Consider the following 18,313-nt stretch of genomic DNA (forward strand, 5'->3'; position numbering starts at 1 on the left):
GCGGCCGGATTGCAGGTGGCGACCAGTTGGAGCTGGATGTATTGCTGGCCGGAGTAAATCCCGCCCAGGGCGATGCGGTTATCTTCGGCATTGGCTGCGAACATGTCGGCCAGCAGCCCTTCGACGAGCTTGGGGGCCTGACGGGCAATCTTGATGGCGTCGCTCATGGGCAGGCCCTCCGGTTCAAGGTGACAAAGAGCTGGTGCCAGCCTTGGCTGGTTTTGCCCTGGGCACGCAGGTTGCGCCCTTCCGACCCGCGCAAACGCACACGGGTTAATCTGGCGAGGTTAAGGGGCAGCTCTGCCGCCCGGGCCAGTGCCTCCTGTTCTGATATGGGATGAAAAATCCGGCTCATGCCTGCACCTCCGGCGTGGCGATGCCAGTCAGCAGCCAGTCGCAGTGGTATTTCAGATCCGGGTGATTGGCGATCAGCAGGAACAGACCGCCGCCGATCTCGCGGTATCCCAGCTCATAGTTCTTGAGCGTGGTGGCTGGAATGCCGAGCTGATCGGCAAACTTGGGGCGGCTCAGTTTCAACTGCTCCCGCAACTGGCGCAGGCGCTTGGCCGCATGGTGGTTCAGCAGGTTGATCTGGGTTGGTTGGGTGTGCATGGTCAGGCTCCTTGTGAAAGAGTGCAGGGATTGATGCGGCTGAACAGAGAAGCCCAAGCCAGTGCGGTGGTGCGTTCCATAAGCGCAATCCCGTCAGGGTGTTGGCTAAGGCGGGTGCCATAGCGGCCCGTCAGCTTGCGTTGCTGGATGCGAAGGTTGCGCAGGGCGCAGGGGATCGCTAAAGTTGCCATGTCGACTTCCTCATACGTTGTTGATAGAGGCCCGCTTGGAGTTGCCGCTCCGTTATGCGGGCTTTTTACTGCCCGATAGGGCGCGGGCCTTGCCCGGTCATCTGGCTTGCCGCCAGCACGGCGCGCTTCAAGCGAAGCTTTGCCGCTCTCTCTTTCTTCTCCCTCTCGATATCCCCGATGGATCTGGTGTTCAGTGCCGGATGCCAGACTTTGCTGTCACAACCGCCGTGAAAGGCTTTCTGATACTCCAGCGCGATCACAGCCAGCCTGATCGCCTCACGCTGTGCATGGGGCAGGGCTGACAGGGTGGCGGTCATCAGTTCGCCCCGTGGCTGGCGGGCAATGGCACAGATGGCCGCTTTCTTGGTCTGGCTCAGTGCCAGCCAGTCGTTATCCAGACTTGAGCGTGTCTTACTGAACAGCTCGCGCAACAGCAGGCAGCCGGCGGTATTCATGGCGAGCTGTTCGGTGGGCGTCAGGCCCGCCAAATTGCGTTGTTCATGTTCAATGCGTTGCATGGTGGTTTCCCCTTCACATGGTCGCGGCCTGCATCAGGATGTCTGATGCGCAGGCCAGGGTGGGCACCGCCTGAAAGCGGGCCTCGATGTCGTGGATCAAGATGGCGAGCGATCCCATTGCCGAGGTGGCCACGCTCACCAGGGTGTTGCGCTCCGAGCGGGTGATCCGGCCGCGGTCGGTCAGCTCCAGCGCGCGTTGGCCAATGCTGGCAATCTTGGCGTTCAGATCGATGGCCTGATGGGGCAGGGAAGGGGCCCGTTCTGCCTGGGGAATGGCAACGGCCGTCAAGCCACAGCCAAACAGGGCGCCATCGAACAGGGTTTCATCGCCCTCACTCGCCTGGGTGATGGCAATCAGCTCGGCTACTGTCAGTTCATGGGGCTGATCGGGGTTTAACTTGTTGCGCAGGAGCTGCGGATTCATGCCAGCCCGCTGGGCTATCTCGGCCATGTTGTGACTGGCGGCAAAGCGTTGGCAGGCGCTGATCCAGTGCGGATGTTTGCTGGCGTATTCGGTAAACATGCGAGCGTCTCCTTGACCCGTTATGGTGTTGGCAGATTCACGCGAGCGTCATGGTGACGTAGCGCTCGGCCTGATAACGGGCCTGCAGGAACAGGGCGTAAAGGTTGACCTCGCGAGGTGCGCCCGGGCCGTCTTGCAAGATGGGCAACTGGCCGCGGTCGGCGCGCTTTTTAACGGCCCCAATCGTTAAGCCCTGACGCTTGGCGTACTCCTCCAGGCTTTCGCTGACGCGATTGCCAAAGGGGTAATCGAGCGGCAACTGGCTCACATCGCTGGGGATACGGATGGGTTTGATTCGAGTAACCATGGTGAATCCTTCTCAGGGGGTTCAAACACAGGGGGTGGGTTGTTGCGGGGTGCTGTGCGCGCTGGCTTTCAATTTGCCGCCGGTCAGCACCTCGATCTGGTAGGCACGGCCTTGTGGAACATGGTCACGCCATTGAGAAATGGCTTGTGGCTTACAGCCCAGCGCTTGGGCCAATTTTGCAGCCCCACCAAAGTGGTCAATTGCATCTTGTTTCTTCATTTTCATCACCTTGTAAGGTTTACTTTCGAAAGCAAATGTAAAGCTAGGTGAATCATGATTGCAAGGAAAAACTTACAAAAAAGACAAGAAATCCTACGAAAGCAACTTGTAAGATTGCTTACATGAAAATAAATGAACGCATCAAACAGACACGGAAGAGACTCGGATATAGCCAAGAAATTCTCGGCTCACGAGTCGGTGTATCACGCGTTTCCATCAGTCAATGGGAGCGGGGAGAGAACACGCCTAATGGTCGCTATCTCAATGAGTTAGCTGCTGCGTTGGGGGTCACTGTTGACTGGCTCTTGACGGGGGAGGGGGATGCTCCTGCGTCATCAGGAGAGCAGCAAGTCGTCGGATATCACAACGTCGAACCGGCCGTGATCCCGCAAGGTACGCGCGTGCCTGTGCTGAGCTATGTTCAGGCCGGCCACTGGCACGAGATGTGTGAACAGGCCACGGCCTTCGATGGCAACGTCGAGTATGTGACGGCGGGGGTGGATGTCGGCCCTTGTGGTTTTGGCCTCTGGTTGCGTGGCCAGTCGATGGAACCCTTCTTTAAAGAAGGCGACCTCATCATCGTTGACCCCGACGAAGCGCCCCAACCAGGGGATTTCGTCGTGGCCAGGAACGGCAGCGAAGAGGCCACCTTCAAGAAGTACCGGCCCCGAGGCATCGACGAGAGTGGACAAGAGGTGTTTGAACTGGTCCCCCTCAATGACGATTACCCCACCATGCATTCTGACCGGCAGCACATCCAGATCATCGGCGTGATGGTAGAACACAGATCATATAGAAAAAGACAAACAGGGCGCTAATGCGCCCTGTTTTGCTAAGGAAATAAAACATGTCTCTACATGGTAAGGCAAAATATACATTGTCATTGATGTCAATATCTGTCGGTGTGTTGAAGAAAATAATGGAAGATAGAGATAGCCCAACAAGCCTAATAGCAAATATTTCTTCTGAAACAGCACTGGTGATAATTAGTGATATTGAGGCTTTAGCTAATAGCTTTAGTAAGTTCGTCAATGCTGACGTTTTTAATGAAAATAAGATGGATGGAAGGGATGAATTTTATGTCATATGGAGTAAGTATATTGATTTTATATGTAGCGTAATGAGGAAAATTATAATCTCACCAGAGATATTGCATCGTTTTAATAGTTCCGAAAGAACATTTATATATTATTGCACAATATTGTTTAGCCAGTTCCAGCAGAAAACATATATCAATGATGAAATTGTTGATTTTTCAACCTGGGATAATTACAAGCTGTTTGATGACATGGTCTCAGACCTTATTCTGACAGAAGAGCATTTTTATGACTTGGTCGATTCAGCTCAAAGAACTTCATACTTCAGTGAGTTCGAGAGGGTGAGTAGCGCCACAACCAATAAACTGCATAGCCTTATGGAAAATAAAATTAGCGAGGTTGATAAAACCATAGGGAATATCAAGGGCAGCTTAAGCGATGAAAAGAAAAAACTAGGCGATAAATTATCTAAGTTTGATAGTTCCGCATCAGATTTATTATCATTTTATTCAGAGAGATTAAGCGCCATAGAGAAGACAGAGGAAGATATTCAAAAATTATTTGGACGAGCAATAGACAGAGCTGATGGGATTTTAAAACTAGCAAGTCAAGAGGGTATGGCATCAGCTTTCCAAAAAAGACATGATGATCTAAAATGGCCTGAGATTAGATGGCTCACACTTTTTGCCTTCGCGTTAATCGGACTAACAGTTTTTGGAGTTTGGTTCGTTGAAACCGTATTTTCTACAAAGGGGATTGATTTTGCAGAGGTCGTATCTAGAATTGCCATCTCAATACCACTTGTTTGGTTGGCCTGGTTTTCAGCCAAGCAGTATAACCATGTTAGCAAATTAAGAGAAGATTATGCTTACAAGGTTGCGGTCGCAATGGCTTATCATGGATATAAAGATGAGGCCGGTCAAGTAGATAGTGAAATGAGTGGTAAGCTTTTAGAGAATATAATATTGCATTTTGCGGATAATCCCGTCCGCCTTTATAGAAATGATAATAGCGCGTCGATTATTGAAGCGCTTATAAGAAATAACAAGGTTTCCGAAGTCGTCACAGCAATTCGGGGTGATAAATGAGCAAGCTGCCATTATGCTATAGAGAAGTTACCCAACAGGATATCATCAATTTCTATAAAGGGATCGGTGTCAAAGCTGCTTGTAACCTGTGTCATCATAATGAGTTTGACATCCCTTTAATGAATAAATCCACCGCCGCAGATCTGCTGTTCATTACTGCTGGTGAACCTGCACAACCGCCTCAAGAGTATGTGCGCCCATTTTTACTGCATGACGAAGTAATAGGGGATGACATTGTTTCATTCCCGCTTACCTGTAAGCGTTGTGGCAATATCATGTTGGTGAATGCTGAGAACATCCTCGATTGGAAAGAACAGCAAGTCAAACTCCAACCAGATCAAGGAGCAGCCCATGAGTAATCTTGTTCCTTTCTCTGGTCGAAAAGGTAGGTTAAAATTTGAAGATAACTCTGGCAATGATGGTGGGGATGGTTCGATGGAAGCACGTGTAGCAAAACTAGAATCTGATGTTGGCCACATCATGCGAGATGTTTCAGAAATAAAGCAAAAAATGGAACGAGTTGCGGATGATGTCAATGACCTTAAAGTATCGATTACTTTATTGTCTGGACGACAAGATATCATTATAACAAGGCTTGATGCCGTGGATAATAAGGTCGATGGACTTGATAAAAAATTTTCTACAAAAGAAGACCTGCAAATAGCATTACATAACCAAACAAAATGGTTGATTGTATCAATGCTTGCTATCGTGGGCGGGGCCATCGGTTTTCTTAAATATGTTGGACTGTAGTCAGCATTGTAAGTATTGACAGGGTCTATCAGGTTCAATAATAAAGGTCATTTAGAATGAGTTGGCTTAAGGGATTTTCACGTCGTTTTATTTTTGTTGTCTTATGTTCAATGCCTTTTATATTTGTTTCTCTGTTATGGTGGAAGTATCCTACATGGATTGTTCATGAGTGGATGTTTGACAAGCTTCTTAAGGGAAAAGTATTTGCTCCCAGTTTAGGGGAGTTTGGGGATGTCTATGGTGCTCTAAATACTCTTTTTTCTGGCCTAGCCTTTTCAGGTGTTATAATTTCTATTGTTCTTCAATCAATTGAATTAAGAGCAACAAGAAAGGAAATGAACTCACAGGTTTTACAATTTGAGCAGCAGACTGAAGCTATGCAAAAGCAGGTTTTTGAAAGCTCATTTTTTAGTATGATGAACTTACATAATGACATATCTTCTAATCTGCGTAGTGAAGATAAGTTCAAAATACTTTTTTGGAAATTGAACGAGATTGCGGAAAAAACACCTAGTTATAGAAAAGCACTTATTGAACACTTAAACTCTGTGTATGAGAAGTTTATGCGGGAAGCCTATTCAGATATCGGTCACTACTTCAGATATATATATCAAATAATGAAATTTATAGATAAAAGTAAACTATCTGAAGATGAAAAGTCTGTTTATATGAATATACTCAGGGCTCAATTCTCAAATTATGAGTTGTTATTACTGTTTGTTAATTGCCTTTGTTATAAACGAAGTGACAAATTTAAATGTTTAGTTGAAAAGTACGGATTTTTTGAACATATATATGAAGCCGACCTCAATACACTTATGATTAATATGAATACTTTTAAAATATATGATGAAAATAAACTTCACAAGAGCCCATATGATTTAGGTGAACTTAAAATGCTATATTCGACCCAAGCGTATGGGTTATAAAGTTAAAAAAATATATGCAGTCTTAGTGTTTTATGTTCTATGTTCTATAGCAGGCTCCGTAAGCTTGGAACTGTATGCGCTTTATTTAAGTAGCTGGAATCCATTCAATTTCATGGGGTTACAGTTCCACTACCTCATCAGCCTACAGTCACCAGCTTCCCCATGTATGGCATAGCCTCAGTTAAACACTGCTAACCATCATCAAATGCTGTATAAAACCACAGTATTTTGATGGAGGGTGATGACAGTGAGAGTGCAGTGGTTGGGTACGGTGTCGGTGTGTGGGCCACGGGGATGGGTGAGTGCCTTCCTATATAAGGAGGGTCGATGAGCATCAAGTCCACGCCCGATGGGTACCTGGTCGATATCCGCCCGCAGGGGAGGGAGGGCAAGCGGATCCGCAAGCGCTTCAAGACCAAGTCTGAGGCACAGCAGTTCGAGCGCTGGGTGATCGCCACCGAGCACAACAAAGAGTGGTTGGACCGCCCGGCAGACAACAGGCCGCTCTCCGAGCTTATCGAACTCTGGTGGCGTTACCACGGCCAGACCCTGAAAGCAGGGGAGGCGGTTCGTAAGAAACTCCACAATATAGATGTAGCTCTGCGCCGACCTTTGGCTAGGCAGGTGACCCGGGCGCTGTTCTCCGAGTATCGGGCACAGCGACTGCACGCAGGCCGACAGCCCAAGACGGTTAACCGTGAGCAGGAGATGCTGGGCGGGGTGTTCTCGGTGCTCATTGATCTTGGCCACTACCACCATGAGCATCCGCTCAAAGAGATGAAAAAGGTTAAACTGGTCGAGCGGTCGATGGGCTACCTGACCCAGGACGAGATCGGCGACGTGCTGGCCGCGTTGTCAGGGGATAACCTGAAAGTGGTCAAACTCTGCCTGGCTACGGGAGCGCGTTGGAGTGAAGCGGCCAATCTGCGCCGCGAGGATGTGCTGGCCAGTCGGGTGACCTACATCAACACCAAGAATGGCAAGAACCGCACCGTGCCGATCTCGGCCGATCTGTGCCAGGAGATAACGAATGGGGTGAACCGGGGCCCGCTGTTCCGTGACCTCGACTATCTGCTGGTGCGTGACGTGCTCAAGGCCGTGGCACCGGATCTGCCAGCAGGGCAGGCGGTGCATGTCTTCAGGCACACTTTTGCATCACACTTCATGATGTCAGGGGGTAACATCCTCGCGCTGCAAAAAATTTTGGGCCATCACAACATCCAGCAAACGATGACCTATGCCCACTTTGCGCTAGACTATCTGAGCGATGCGGTGCGCTTCAACCCGCTGGAAAACCCGCTAACTGCCGCATGATGAAGTGTCCACAAATTGCCCCAAACAGGGTCGTCACGGGGCTTTTGATGTACCCTCTTGTCGCTCGTAATTCATTGATATTTATGTATGTTGTTGTTTTCATTAGACATGGAAAGGGGGCTCAGGCCTCCTTTTTTGTTGCTCATTTTTGAGCGTTGGCAGGTAGCATGCCAGGTTCATGAATGCTTTATCCTTCCATATGCCAACAAACTAGAACAAACGACGCTTGTCTCAATCCTGTTGCATCTGGCTTGTGGCTTTTCCATATAACAAAATGATTTGCAGGGAGAAAAGCCCGTCATAACTATGGTCAGCCAAGGGGCTTTTTTTGTATTATTCCCCTCTTGACCTTATTTAGCCTAAAGGCTCCTGTTCCGGGAGTGGTGACGAGGAAGACATGCAACAGCTTGAAGAAGTAGTCGGCCAGGCCAAGGCCGAAATTGAGGGCGTAAGCGACATCGCCGCCCTCGACGAAATCCGGGTCAAATATCTGGGTAAAAAGGGCTTTTTTACCGAGCAGATGAAGGGACTGGGCGCCCTGTCCGCTGAAGAGCGTCCCGCAGCGGGCGCCGTGATCAACCAGGCCAAACAGCAGGTTCAGGATGCCCTGAACGCGCGTCGTGAAGCCCTCGAAATCGCCGTGCTGAACCAGAAGCTGGCCGCCGAGACCATCGACGTCAGCCTGCCGGGCCGCCGCATCGAGAATGGCGGTCTGCACCCGGTGACCCGTACCATCGAGCGCATCGAGCGCCTGTTTGGCGAGATGGGCTTTAAGGTTGCCCGTGGTCCCGAGATTGAAGATGGCTTCCACAACTTCGATGCGCTGAATATCCCGGCTCACCACCCGGCGCGTACCGATCACGACACCTTCTACTTCAATCCTGATCTGATGCTGCGTACCCACACCTCGGGCGTGCAGATCCGCACCATGGAACATCAGCAGCCGCCGATCCGCATCATCGCGCCGGGCCGTGTCTATCGTAACGACTACGACATGACCCACACCCCGATGTTCCACCAGGTCGAAGGCCTGCTGGTTGACGAACATGCCAGCTTTACCGAGCTGAAAGGCATCCTGCACGACTTCCTGCGCAACTACTTCGAGGAAGACTTGACGATTCGCTTCCGTCCTTCCTATTTCCCGTTCACCGAGCCGAGTGCCGAAGTGGATGTGATGGGCAAGAACGGCAAGTGGCTGGAAGTGCTGGGCTGCGGCATGGTGCACCCGAACGTGCTGCGTTCGGTCGGCATCGATCCGGAAAAATACTCCGGCTTTGCCTTCGGCATGGGCGTTGAGCGCCTGACCATGCTGCGTTACGGGGTCAATGACCTACGTGCCTTCTTCGAAAACGACCTGCGCTTCCTCAAGCAGTTCAAGTAAGGGCGAGAGAACATGAAATTCAGTAAATCCTGGGTGATGGAGTGGGTCCGCACCGAGTTGAGTGACAATGCACTGGCCGAGCAGATCACCATGGCCGGTCTGGAAGTGGACGCCGTGGAAGCGGTGGCCGGCCAGTTCAACAATGTGGTTGTGGGTGAAGTGGTCGAGTGCGCCCAGCATCCGGATGCCGACAAACTGCGGGTGACCAAGGTCAACGTGGGCGAGGCCGAGCTGCTGGACATCGTCTGCGGTGCGCCGAACTGCCGTCAGGGCCTCAAAGTGTGCGTTGCCAAAGTAGGGGCGACCCTGCCGGGTGATTTCACCATCAAGAAAGCCAAGCTGCGCGGTCAGCCCTCCCACGGCATGCTCTGCTCCTTCAGCGAGCTGGGTATCGACGTCGAAGCCGATGGCATCATCGAGCTGCCGCTGGATGCGCCCATCGGGACCGATATCCGCGAATACCTCGCGCTCAATGACGTCAGCATCGACGTGGATCTGACCCCGAACCGTGCCGATTGCCTCGGCATCGCAGGCCTGGCCCGAGAAATCGGCGTGCTCAACAGCGTCGACGTGGTCGAGCCGACTTGGACGCCAGCTGTAGCCACCATTGATGCAACTTTCCCAATCCGGGTTGAAGCGCCTGCCGATTGCCCCCGTTATCTGGGTCGTGTCATCAAGGGGCTGAACCTGCACGCCCAGAGCCCGCTCTGGATGCAGGAGAAGCTGCGCCGTGGCGGTATTCGTTCCATCGACGCCATCGTCGACATCACCAACTACCTGCTGCTGGAATACGGGCAGCCGATGCACGCCTTCGATCTGGCCAAGCTGGAAGGGGAACTGGTGGTGCGCCGTGCCCACGCTGATGAGCCGATGACCCTGCTCGACGGCAACGAGGTGAAGCTCAAAGAGAGCACTTTGGTGATTGCCGATGCCAAAGGCCCTGCCTGCATGGCCGGCATCTTCGGCGGCGATCGCACCGGTGTCTCCGAGACCACCACCGACATCCTGCTGGAGTGCGCCTTCTTCGCGCCGCTCTCCATCACCGGCCGTGCCCGTGCCTACGGTCTGCATACCGATTCTTCCCACCGCTTCGAGCGCGGGGTGGATCCCGAGCTGCAGGCCAAGGTGATGGATCGTGCCACCCGTCTGCTGCTGGATATCTGCGGCGGTGAAGCGGGTCCGGTCATCGAAGTCAAATCCGATGCCCATCTGCCGAAAGCGGCACCCATCAAGCTGCGCCGCACCAAGCTCGACAAGGTGATCGGCATCAGCGTGGCGGATGCGCAGGTGGTCGAAATTCTGACTCGTCTGGGCATGCAGGTAACCGTGGATACTGACGGCTGGACCGCGCTGGCTCCCTCCTGGCGTTTCGACATCGCCATCGAGGAAGACCTCATCGAGGAAGTGGCCCGCATCTACGGCTACAACAATATCCCGAACCTCAAACCCGCCGCATCCCTCGCGATGGTGGAGCAGGCAGAAGGGCAGGTGACCCTGAAGCGGGTGCGCGACCTGCTGGTTGACCGCGGTTTCCAAGAAGCGATCACCTACAGCTTCGTCGATCCCAAGGCTCAGCAGACCCTGTTCCCGCAGAGCGATGCCATCGTACTGCCAAACCCGATCTCCGTCGAGATGTCCGCCATGCGCGTCTCTCTGTTCCCGGGTCTGGTGCAGGCGGTGGTCTACAACCAGAACCGTCAGCAGCCGCGCGTGCGCCTGTTCGAGCAGGGCCTGCGTTTCATCAAGGACGAGAATGCCGAGAACGGCATCCGTCAGGAGCCCATGCTGGCCGGCATCATCACCGGCAACCAGGGGGACGAGCACTGGGATGTCAAGGCCCGTCCCGTCGACTTCTTCGATCTGAAGGGTGACCTGGAAGCGGTACTGGATCTGACTGCAGAAGGGGCTACCTTCACCTTCGAGCGTACCGAGCACAGTGCCCTGCATCCGGGCCAGAGCGCAGCCATTCTGCGCAATGGCGTCGTGATCGGCCACATCGGCGTGATCCACCCGAGCCTCGAGAAGAAGCTGGGGCTCAAGAGCCGCGCTGTCATGTTCGAGCTGGAGCTGGACAAACTGACGCCGGCCAAGGTGCCGGTTGCTGCCGAAGTATCCAAGTTCCCGGCCAACCGTCGCGACATCGCCGTGGTGGTTGACAGACAGATCCTGGCAGGCGACGTTCTGGCAGTAATTAAAAAAGTTGGCGGAAATCAGTTAGTTGGAATAAACTTGTTCGACGTATACCAGGGCGCTGGTATGGCAGAGGACAAGAAGAGCCTGGCCATCAGCCTGGTGTTGCAAGACACCCAGCGCACCCTGGAGGAGAAAGAGATCGCCGAGACCGTGGACAATGTCGTGCGGGCCCTCGGTGAAGAGTTGAATGCATCCTTGAGGGATTGATCTATGGCGCTTACCAAAGCCGACATTGCAGAGCACCTGTTCACCCAGCTCGGGATGAGCAAGCGTGAAGCCAAAGATATGGTGGAAGCCTTCTTTGAGGAGATCAGACAGGCGCTCGAGCGTGGCGAACAGGTCAAGATTTCCGGCTTCGGTAACTTCGATCTTCGCGAGAAGAACCAGCGTCCCGGACGCAACCCCAAGACGGGGGAGGATATTCCCATCAGCGCCCGTCGCGTGGTGACCTTCCGGCCCGGCCAGAAGCTCAAGGCCAGGGTAGAAAATGTTGAACCCAACGAGTGACAAAAAGCCAGGCAATCGCCTGGCTTTTCCGTTCCGATGATAAAAATCCTTCTGTTGTCCGGCGCGCTGCTGGCCTTGCCACTGCGTGCCGCCATACTCCCGCTGTCACCGGATGCCCAGGCTTATGCCGATTCGCTCACCGGACTGACCTTCTGTTACCCGGCCCTGCAACGTCCTCCCTATCTGGAGGCGGAGGGGGGCCTGCTCATCGATCGCATGACGCGGCTGGCAGAGCTGTTGCCGGTACCGGTGCGTTTCGAGAAGCGGCCGAGCTGGGCAGCCATGACGCAGGATCTGCTGAACGGGCGCTGCGATCTCATTCCCCACGTCGGGCCTGCCCGGTCGAACTCGAGCGATACCGTCTTGAGCCGCGCCATGATGGAAGCGGAGTCCGCCATCCTCTATCGGGGTGAGCTCGATCAGGCGCAGTTTCTGGTGTCACCTATCTGGCAGGCCCAGGAGATCCTGAAGCGTCTCTATCCTGGTTCATCCCAGCAACAGCTGACCGATGCCGAGAACTGGTATGGTGCCCTGGTGGCCGGCAAGGGCAGCGCCTATCTCGGCGATTATCTGCAACTGCGCTACCTGATGCGGGAATTCCCGGATGAAGGGCTGCGCCTTCGCCGTCTTCGCAGCGATGATCTGGTCATCAGCTACCGGCTGATGATGCGCAACCAGCCCGAGTTGCTGGAGCTGGTGGATACGGCCATCCGCTATTTGCCGCCGGGCAGTCTCTACCGGGATCTGGGCAAGTATCTGCCTCAGGGTGAGCAGGATGTGAATCCTCTGCATTTTACCGACAAGGAGCAGGCCTGGCTGGTCGGCAAGGCCCACACCATCAAGATGGTGGCGGATCCCGGCTTCATGCCATACAGCGGTGTCAACCAGCAGGGAGAGCTCATTGGCTGGAGTGCGGATGTCTTGCGGGAAGTGAGTCGGCAGACGGGACTGCGCTTCGAGCTGGTGCCCGCCGCCAATCGGGAGGAGGCGCTGACATTGCTGCGCAGTGGCGATGCCGCCATGATGGTCGGGCTGATGGAGTCCGCCGCCCTGAACAAGGAGTTCAACTTCACCCGGATGGTGGCGACCAGCCGCTATGCTCTGGTCAGTCGCAGCAAGAGGGGGCCTGCCTCCCTCGCGGACGTCAGTGGCAAGGTGGTGGTCCCGAGAATGCTCTATGATCCCGGCCTGCTTGCCCAGTTCGGCCAGCATGAGTGGGAGGTGACCGACAACCTGCTGCAGGGATTGGCGGCGGTGCGGCATGGGGATGCCCAGGCCATGCTGGCGGAGTTGTACCAGCTCCAATATCCCATTCGAAACAACCAGTTGAGCGAGCTGACCATCACCGAATTGCCGGAGCGTTTCGGCCTCGGCTTTGCCATCCGGCCGGAACAGACCAGCCTGGCAGGGGTGCTGGATCAGAGCCTGATGACCCTCAATGATCGGCAGGTGGACGAGCTGGTGCAACGCTGGCGTCGCCTGGTGGTCAACCAGCAGGAAGGGGTCAGCTACGGTTTCTGGCTTGGCTCCGTGTTGCTGGCACTGCTGATCAGCATGGCGGTGATCTGGTCAGTCTGGCGTTCCCGCCAGCAACTGGCCCAGGAGGCCCGCGAGCGTCACAAGGTAGAGCAGGCGCTGGCGCTGGAAAGCAAGTTCAGGGAGTCTCTCTTCCAAGCGCTCCCCGTTCCCGTGTTCTTGCGCAATGACAAGGGGGAGGTGATCAAGCGCAACAAGCGGGCCAAGCGCATGGAGGCGCGCTACGCCGCCGATCTGGTGCTGCCCGCGCCACAGTTGCAGGGCGCCGAAGGGGAGCTGGCGCTGCACGAGCAGGTCTACTCCTATGCCCAGATCCCCTTGCGACTGGGCCCCCAGGCTCCGGCAGGGGATCTGATCGCCCTCTCCGACATCAGCGCCCTGCGCGAGCGTACCCGCCTGCTGCGTCAGGCAGAGCGGCGCCTGCGCGCCCTCACCAATACGGTGCCCGGTGTGGTGCTGCAATTCACCCTGCTGGGGGGAGCCATCACCCGTGTGGAGTTTGTGAGCCGGGGCAGTCACGAACTGCTGGGGCTGGCGAGCCAGCAGATCCGGGTCAATCCCAACGAGACCCTGACTCGCATCTCCCACCAGGACAGGCGCGAGATGCGAGCCCCCATGCTGGCCATGCTGCAAGCCGGTCGACCTTTCTCCCATCTGCTGCGCTATCAGCACCCCGCCAAGGGAACCCGCTGGCTGCAATTTTCCGGCAGGGGGCGCCGTCAGGGGGAGGGGTGGCGGATCTACGGGGTGGTGCAGGATGTGACGGCCAGGGTGGAGCAGGAGCACTCCCTGCAGCTTTCCCACGAGCAGGCCCAGCAGGCCGTGCTTGCCAAGGGGCGCTTCCTGGCCGCCGTGAGCCACGAGATCCGTACCCCCATGAACGCCATGCTCGGCTTGCTGGAGTGGCTCGAGCAGACCGGACTCAATGCAGAGCAGGCCTCGGCTCTGGCCCATGTCAGGCAGGCGGGCAATGAACTGCTCGGGCTGCTCAACGACGTGCTCGACTTCAGCCGCAACGAGACGCGTCAGTTGCGCCTCTCTGTACAGCCCACGGATCTGGTGGAGCTGTGCGAACACGTGGCGGCGGTGCACTGGTCCAAGGCGCGATCCCGCCATCTGCAACTGCGCCTGGCGCTCGACCCGGCGCTGCCCGCCTTGATGGAACTCGATCCCCACCGGGTGCAACAGGTGCTGCACAACCTGCTCTCCAACGCCATCAAGTTCAGCGAGCGGGGAGAGGTGGTGCTCTGGGCCCGGCGACAAGGGGAGTGGATTGTGTGCGGGGTAGACGACGAGGGGCCCGGGATCAGTGCCGAGCTGTTGCCCCGGTTGTTCCTGCCCTTCGAACAAGGGGAGGAGCCTGGCCAGCCCAGAGCCCAGGGAACCGGGCTTGGGCTAGCCATCTGCCGCCAGTTGATGGAGCAGATGGGGGGCGAGATCCGGGTCGAGCCTCTGGCTCGCGGGGGTAGCCGTTTCCTCTGCTCGTTGCCCCTCAGGCATGCGCAGGAGAAGGCGCCCTGGCAACCGCGCGTCAAGACGGTCTCCCTGCAACTGTTGCCCGGGGAGCTCGAATATATGCGGGCCTGGCTCGCAGAGTTTGGCGTGGCCGAGGATCCGGCGGCACCTTGCCTTGGGGCCATGCAGGACGATGGGGGCTTGCGCGCCTGGTACTGGCAGGGGGAACCCTGGATCCCGGGCTCCGTGGTCAGCCTGCTGCAGCCCAGACTCGTCCGTGGCGCCGAGGAGATCACGGACCTGCCGGGGGCAGGCAGGCGGGTGCTGCTGGTGGAAGATCACGAGGTGAACAGAATGCTGATCAGCATGCAGCTGGGTCAGCTGGGGGCCCGGGTATTGAGCGCGGCCAATGGCCGTCTGGCACTGGAGATCCTGCAATCGGAGTCGGTGGATCTGGTGCTGACGGATCTGCAGATGCCGGTGATGGACGGCGCCGAGCTCTGCAGGCAATTGCACGCCGATGAACGCTGGCAGCATCTACCCGTCTACGTGATCACCGCGGATCTCAGCGAGCAGGCGGCGCAGCGACTGGCGGAATGCGGCTGTCAGGGCCATCTGGACAAACCCGTCTTGCTCAGGGATCTGGCCGTATTGCTTCGTACCGTCTTTGGCCCCCATGAAGGGGGGAAGGCACCGCAGCCAACGGCAGCCCTTTCCCTGCCCGTGTCCCTCAGCCCGGCCCTCGTTGACATCTATCTGGCATCGGTTCACCAGGATCTGGCCGACATTGAGCGGTGTGTCACACAAGGGGACGAGAAGGCCCTCAATACGGCTTTACACAAGATGAAGGGGGCCGCCAAAATGGTGGGGGCTACCCCCCTGGTAGAGGTGATCGACCGTTGGCAGGAGGCCCCCGGACATCCCCTTGGAGCCGCCTTGAGGCAGTGCGTGGAAGAGGTCTGCCGACAACTGGGCGAGAGAGCATGACATGATCATCACAGATGAAGAGTTGATGGCCTTGCTGGAGTCTGATGACAGCCAGGAGCCAACGTTTTACCCGGTCAGCGTCTATGCCCTGGACGCCGTCTCCCATCAGGCGGTCAAGGGGGTGGGGCTGCCGGCCTATGCCAATCTGCACCGCACCCGACCCGATGCCGGCTGGCAATGGGAAGGACTGTTTGCCGCCGGGGCCATCGCCCTGTTTGATCCTGCCTCTCATCAGGGGGCCGACTATCTGCCTCATCTGCTGGCTCCCGGGGCGGGGATCTATCGCCTCAGCGATCCCTGGCTCGAGGGGTTGCAGGCACGGGAGCAGGGGTGGCGTGCCTGGCTCGCCCAGTGTCAGATCCTGCTGCTCGAAGATCACCCCTTCCAGGGAGCCTGCATTCAGCAGGAGATTCAGGGACTGGGGTTGCCCTGCCACTGGGTTCAGGATGGCGAAGGGTGCCTCAAGGCGCTGGAAGAGGGGGGCGTGAGATTGCTTATCTGTGATCTCAGTCTGGCGGAGCAGGATGCCATCAGCCTGCTGATGAGCCATCCCCAGTATCGCCACAGCGGTCTGCCCATCATCCTGCTCTCCGCTCATGATCAGACCCTGATAGACGGCGCCCGGCGTCTCCTGCACGATGCGGGTTTCAACGTGCTGGCCGCCCTGGCCAAGCCGCTGCAAAGCGACGATCTGCTGCGTCTGCTCAAAATGCTCTATCTTGGCCCCCAGCGTCAGCGCAGGCTGGGCGGGCTCAAGCGCACCGTGCGTAGCTGGCAGGGAGAGGCGAGAGGACAGCTTGGGCTGCTGGCAGATGCGGCCTCCTGCACGCTGCCGATCTGGCTGAGCCTGAGCGGCCTTTCCCCTCACTGGGAGCCGCTCAAGCTCTGGCTCGAGCAGCATGGACGAGAAGCAAGCGAGCTGACCTTGGTCATCCATCGACGGGATCACCTGCTGAGCCAGGCGGACCGTTTCGCCCTGGTGCTGCAGGCGAGCCTCGCGGGGGCTAGGCTCGCGTTGCTGCTCGATCATGCCCAGCACCTGCCGTTTGATCTCATCGAGCGTCTGCCGTTGCAATCCTTGCTGCTCGGGCAACACCTGCTGCCCGAACTGGAGGCGATGGCGGCCGACTCCTTGCTGGCCCGCTTCATCCAGCGTTCCCGGGAGCTTGGCATCGCGCTCTACCTCGACGACCCCTTCAACCTGCAGGATGCCGCCCAGTGGCAGGATCGCGGCGTGGCAGGGCGCTGGTGAATGGCTCGCTATCTTTGCTGGCCGCTCGATGAGCCGCGCTTGTGGCAGGGAATGTCGGGTTGGACGGCTCCCGCCTCTCGGGCCGCCCTGCCGATGACGATGGTGGTGGGGGGGCTGACTTGCCGCTTGCAGGAGCTGGCGGGCAGCGACCCGGAGCGGATAAGCGCGGCCTATGACGCCCTGAGCGAGCAGAGCGTCTATTTGCGCTTCATGCGGGCCAAGCAGCCTGCGACGGCCGAGCAGCTCACCTTCTTTCTCGACTACCCCAGAGAACCCCAGATAGGATTGCTGCTGACCGACGAGCAGGGGACGCCGCTTGCCATGGCCCAGTCCGTGCGCCGGCGCCTGCACCCGGACAGGGCCGAGTTCTCCTGCATCGTCGCGGATCATTTTCAGCATCGCGGCGCCGGGCGTCGCATCCTGCTGGCGCTTGCGCGACTGGCATACGGGGAGGGGATCCGGGAGTGGACGGCGGAAGTGCTCGGCCAGAATCGCCCCATGCTGGCTCTGCTCAAGGGGCTCGGGTTGCCGCTTACCCTGGTGACAGGACGGGAGATGGTCTTTGCCAGGCTGGATCTCGCGCCCATGGCGAGCTTTGTGCTCCCATCGACCTAAGACCAAGGGCGAATGGGCCGCTTCTTGCTCCTGTGCTAAGGTCAGCCTGTTACCCGTTGGAGGAGAACAACCATGGTGCAGTCAGCCAAACATATCGTGATCCTCACCGGTGCCGGCATCTCGGCCGAATCCGGTATCAAGACCTTCCGGGCCTGTGATGGCCTGTGGGAAGAGCACAGGGTGGAGGACGTGGCCACCCCTGAAGGCTATGCGCGGGATCCCGAACTGGTACAACGTTTCTACAATGCGCGGCGCCATCAGTTGCAGCGCGCCGAGATCCACCCCAATCCGGCCCACTATGCATTGGCCCGTCTGGAGCGCTTGCTGCCGGGGCGCGTCACCCTGGTCACCCAGAACATCGACAACCTGCACGAGAGTGCCGGCAGCAAGAACCTCATCCACATGCACGGCGAGTTGCTCAAGGCCCGCTGCCCGGGCTCGGGTCAGGTGATCGAGTGGCGCGGGGATCTCCATCAGGAAGAGCTGTGTTCCTGCTGCCAGTTTCCCCACCCGCTGCGCCCCCATGTGGTCTGGTTCGGGGAGATGCCCCTCGGGCTAGACCGCATCTACTCGGCCCTGGCACAGTGCGATCTCTTCATCTCCATCGGGACCTCCGGGGCGGTCTACCCTGCCGCCGGATTCGTCCATGAGGCCGGCCTGAACGGTGCCCATACGGTGGAGCTCAATCTGGAGCCGAGCGAAGTGGGCAGCCAGTTTGATGAAAAACGTTATGGTCCGGCTTCCTTGCTGGTGCCCGCTTTTGTGGATGAACTCCTGCAAAGTTGCGGAGTGCATCAGCCTCTCTCCGTCGAGGGCCATAACTGGATGGAGATGCGGGGGCCCTAATTATTGATTTTTCACACAGTTGCATTGACCCACTGAAATCGCCACACTGG

Annotated in this window: 19 protein-coding genes; 13 read left to right on the forward strand and 6 right to left on the reverse strand. The window is 56.8% G+C overall.

Annotated elements, in window-relative coordinates:
• Positions 1–351: 351 nt before the first annotated feature.
• From AB5Y93_RS11495 to AB5Y93_RS11520, 6 genes are all read right to left on the reverse strand, one after another.
• Positions 352–612 (reverse strand): DNA-binding transcriptional regulator, encoded by a 261-nt coding sequence (locus AB5Y93_RS11495; RefSeq protein WP_139737673.1) that lies wholly within the window; start codon positions 610–612, stop codon positions 352–354.
• A gap of 2 nt (positions 613–614) precedes the next feature.
• A complete protein-coding gene (locus tag AB5Y93_RS11500) occupies positions 615–803 on the reverse strand; it encodes a hypothetical protein (RefSeq protein WP_048207736.1) in 189 nt (62 codons plus the stop codon).
• Between the two features lie 65 nt (positions 804–868).
• Positions 869–1,321: a hypothetical protein gene (locus tag AB5Y93_RS11505; protein ID WP_048207735.1), complete on the reverse strand. Its 453-nt coding sequence runs from the start codon at positions 1,319–1,321 to the stop codon at positions 869–871.
• A 13-nt stretch (positions 1,322–1,334) separates the two neighbouring features.
• Positions 1,335–1,844 (reverse strand): phage regulatory CII family protein, encoded by a 510-nt coding sequence (locus AB5Y93_RS11510; protein WP_368229384.1) that lies wholly within the window; start codon positions 1,842–1,844, stop codon positions 1,335–1,337.
• Between the two features lie 37 nt (positions 1,845–1,881).
• A complete protein-coding gene (locus AB5Y93_RS11515; protein WP_103260159.1) occupies positions 1,882–2,151 on the reverse strand; it encodes a DNA-binding protein in 270 nt (89 codons plus the stop codon).
• Positions 2,152–2,172: 21 nt separating this feature from the next.
• Complete coding sequence (locus tag AB5Y93_RS11520; protein WP_368229385.1) at positions 2,173–2,370, reverse strand: Cro/CI family transcriptional regulator; 198 nt, start codon at positions 2,368–2,370, stop codon at positions 2,173–2,175.
• Between the two features lie 122 nt (positions 2,371–2,492).
• Here AB5Y93_RS11520 and AB5Y93_RS11525 point away from each other — a divergent pair, with 122 nt between their 5' ends.
• The 13 genes from AB5Y93_RS11525 (at position 2,493) to cobB (ending at position 18,263) form a co-directional block, all read left to right on the forward strand.
• Positions 2,493–3,188, forward strand: coding sequence for a LexA family transcriptional regulator (locus AB5Y93_RS11525; RefSeq protein ID WP_288212350.1), 696 nt, complete (start codon positions 2,493–2,495; stop codon positions 3,186–3,188).
• Between the two features lie 29 nt (positions 3,189–3,217).
• Entirely contained in the window at positions 3,218–4,495 is a 1,278-nt protein-coding gene (locus AB5Y93_RS11530; RefSeq protein ID WP_368229386.1) for a hypothetical protein, read from the forward strand.
• Positions 4,492–4,854, forward strand: a complete 363-nt coding sequence (locus tag AB5Y93_RS11535) for a hypothetical protein (protein ID WP_368229388.1) — start codon at positions 4,492–4,494, stop codon at positions 4,852–4,854. Before AB5Y93_RS11530 ends, AB5Y93_RS11535 begins: the two co-directional genes overlap by 4 nt.
• Complete coding sequence (locus AB5Y93_RS11540) at positions 4,847–5,248, forward strand: hypothetical protein (RefSeq protein ID WP_368229389.1); 402 nt, start codon at positions 4,847–4,849, stop codon at positions 5,246–5,248. The genes AB5Y93_RS11535 and AB5Y93_RS11540 overlap by 8 nt, the downstream gene beginning before the upstream one ends.
• A 56-nt stretch (positions 5,249–5,304) precedes the next feature.
• On the forward strand, positions 5,305–6,177 hold the full coding sequence (locus tag AB5Y93_RS11545) for a putative phage abortive infection protein (protein WP_368229390.1): 873 nt from the start codon (positions 5,305–5,307) through the stop codon (positions 6,175–6,177).
• 327 nt (positions 6,178–6,504) lie between these two features.
• Positions 6,505–7,491, forward strand: coding sequence for a tyrosine-type recombinase/integrase (locus AB5Y93_RS11550; RefSeq protein ID WP_368229391.1), 987 nt, complete (start codon positions 6,505–6,507; stop codon positions 7,489–7,491).
• A 397-nt stretch (positions 7,492–7,888) separates the two neighbouring features.
• Entirely contained in the window at positions 7,889–8,872 is a 984-nt protein-coding gene (pheS, locus tag AB5Y93_RS11555; protein WP_043155490.1) for a phenylalanine--tRNA ligase subunit alpha, read from the forward strand.
• Positions 8,873–8,884: 12 nt separating this feature from the next.
• Positions 8,885–11,272, forward strand: coding sequence for a phenylalanine--tRNA ligase subunit beta (pheT, locus tag AB5Y93_RS11560; RefSeq protein ID WP_368229393.1), 2,388 nt, complete (start codon positions 8,885–8,887; stop codon positions 11,270–11,272).
• A gap of 3 nt (positions 11,273–11,275) precedes the next feature.
• Positions 11,276–11,572 (forward strand): integration host factor subunit alpha, encoded by a 297-nt coding sequence (ihfA, locus tag AB5Y93_RS11565; RefSeq protein WP_005300715.1) that lies wholly within the window; start codon positions 11,276–11,278, stop codon positions 11,570–11,572.
• A 54-nt stretch (positions 11,573–11,626) separates the two neighbouring features.
• Positions 11,627–15,550 carry a transporter substrate-binding domain-containing protein gene (locus tag AB5Y93_RS11570; RefSeq protein WP_368229606.1) on the forward strand — a complete coding sequence of 1,308 codons (3,924 nt, stop codon included), beginning with the start codon at positions 11,627–11,629 and terminating at the stop codon, positions 15,548–15,550.
• Between the two features lies 1 nt (position 15,551).
• The gene (locus tag AB5Y93_RS11575) at positions 15,552–16,802 is read left to right on the forward strand and encodes a response regulator (protein ID WP_279989322.1); all 1,251 of its coding nucleotides are present in this window, start codon (positions 15,552–15,554) and stop codon (positions 16,800–16,802) included.
• The gene (locus tag AB5Y93_RS11580; RefSeq protein ID WP_288212345.1) at positions 16,803–17,417 is read left to right on the forward strand and encodes a GNAT family N-acetyltransferase; all 615 of its coding nucleotides are present in this window, start codon (positions 16,803–16,805) and stop codon (positions 17,415–17,417) included. It abuts the gene before it with no gap.
• 72 nt (positions 17,418–17,489) lie between these two features.
• Positions 17,490–18,263, forward strand: coding sequence for a Sir2 family NAD+-dependent deacetylase (gene cobB / locus AB5Y93_RS11585; protein ID WP_010674794.1), 774 nt, complete (start codon positions 17,490–17,492; stop codon positions 18,261–18,263).
• The last annotated feature ends 50 nt before the right edge of the window (positions 18,264–18,313 follow it).

This window comes from Aeromonas sp. R10-1, from assembly GCF_040908465.1.
In the GTDB taxonomy this organism is placed as follows: domain Bacteria; phylum Pseudomonadota; class Gammaproteobacteria; order Enterobacterales; family Aeromonadaceae; genus Aeromonas; species Aeromonas caviae.

Excerpts from the sequence above, each read along its gene's own strand:
- AB5Y93_RS11495 (WP_139737673.1), bottom strand. The coding sequence starts at position 612 with ATGCACACCCAACCAACCCAGATCAACCTGCTGAACCACCATGCGGCC.
- AB5Y93_RS11510 (WP_368229384.1), bottom strand. The coding sequence starts at position 1,844 with ATGTTTACCGAATACGCCAGCAAACATCCGCACTGGATCAGCGCCTGC.
- AB5Y93_RS11535 (WP_368229388.1), top strand. The coding sequence starts at position 4,492 with ATGAGCAAGCTGCCATTATGCTATAGAGAAGTTACCCAACAGGATATC.
- AB5Y93_RS11500 (WP_048207736.1), bottom strand. The coding sequence starts at position 803 with ATGGCAACTTTAGCGATCCCCTGCGCCCTGCGCAACCTTCGCATCCAG.
- AB5Y93_RS11575 (WP_279989322.1), top strand. The coding sequence starts at position 15,552 with ATGATCATCACAGATGAAGAGTTGATGGCCTTGCTGGAGTCTGATGAC.
- AB5Y93_RS11530 (WP_368229386.1), top strand. The coding sequence starts at position 3,218 with ATGTCTCTACATGGTAAGGCAAAATATACATTGTCATTGATGTCAATA.
- AB5Y93_RS11580 (WP_288212345.1), top strand. The coding sequence starts at position 16,803 with ATGGCTCGCTATCTTTGCTGGCCGCTCGATGAGCCGCGCTTGTGGCAG.
- AB5Y93_RS11525 (WP_288212350.1), top strand. The coding sequence starts at position 2,493 with ATGAAAATAAATGAACGCATCAAACAGACACGGAAGAGACTCGGATAT.
- AB5Y93_RS11550 (WP_368229391.1), top strand. The coding sequence starts at position 6,505 with ATGAGCATCAAGTCCACGCCCGATGGGTACCTGGTCGATATCCGCCCG.
- ihfA (WP_005300715.1), top strand. The coding sequence starts at position 11,276 with ATGGCGCTTACCAAAGCCGACATTGCAGAGCACCTGTTCACCCAGCTC.
- pheS (WP_043155490.1), top strand. The coding sequence starts at position 7,889 with ATGCAACAGCTTGAAGAAGTAGTCGGCCAGGCCAAGGCCGAAATTGAG.
- AB5Y93_RS11540 (WP_368229389.1), top strand. The coding sequence starts at position 4,847 with ATGAGTAATCTTGTTCCTTTCTCTGGTCGAAAAGGTAGGTTAAAATTT.
- cobB (WP_010674794.1), top strand. The coding sequence starts at position 17,490 with ATGGTGCAGTCAGCCAAACATATCGTGATCCTCACCGGTGCCGGCATC.
- AB5Y93_RS11505 (WP_048207735.1), bottom strand. The coding sequence starts at position 1,321 with ATGCAACGCATTGAACATGAACAACGCAATTTGGCGGGCCTGACGCCC.
- pheT (WP_368229393.1), top strand. The coding sequence starts at position 8,885 with ATGAAATTCAGTAAATCCTGGGTGATGGAGTGGGTCCGCACCGAGTTG.
- AB5Y93_RS11515 (WP_103260159.1), bottom strand. The coding sequence starts at position 2,151 with ATGGTTACTCGAATCAAACCCATCCGTATCCCCAGCGATGTGAGCCAG.
- AB5Y93_RS11545 (WP_368229390.1), top strand. The coding sequence starts at position 5,305 with ATGAGTTGGCTTAAGGGATTTTCACGTCGTTTTATTTTTGTTGTCTTA.
- AB5Y93_RS11520 (WP_368229385.1), bottom strand. The coding sequence starts at position 2,370 with ATGAAGAAACAAGATGCAATTGACCACTTTGGTGGGGCTGCAAAATTG.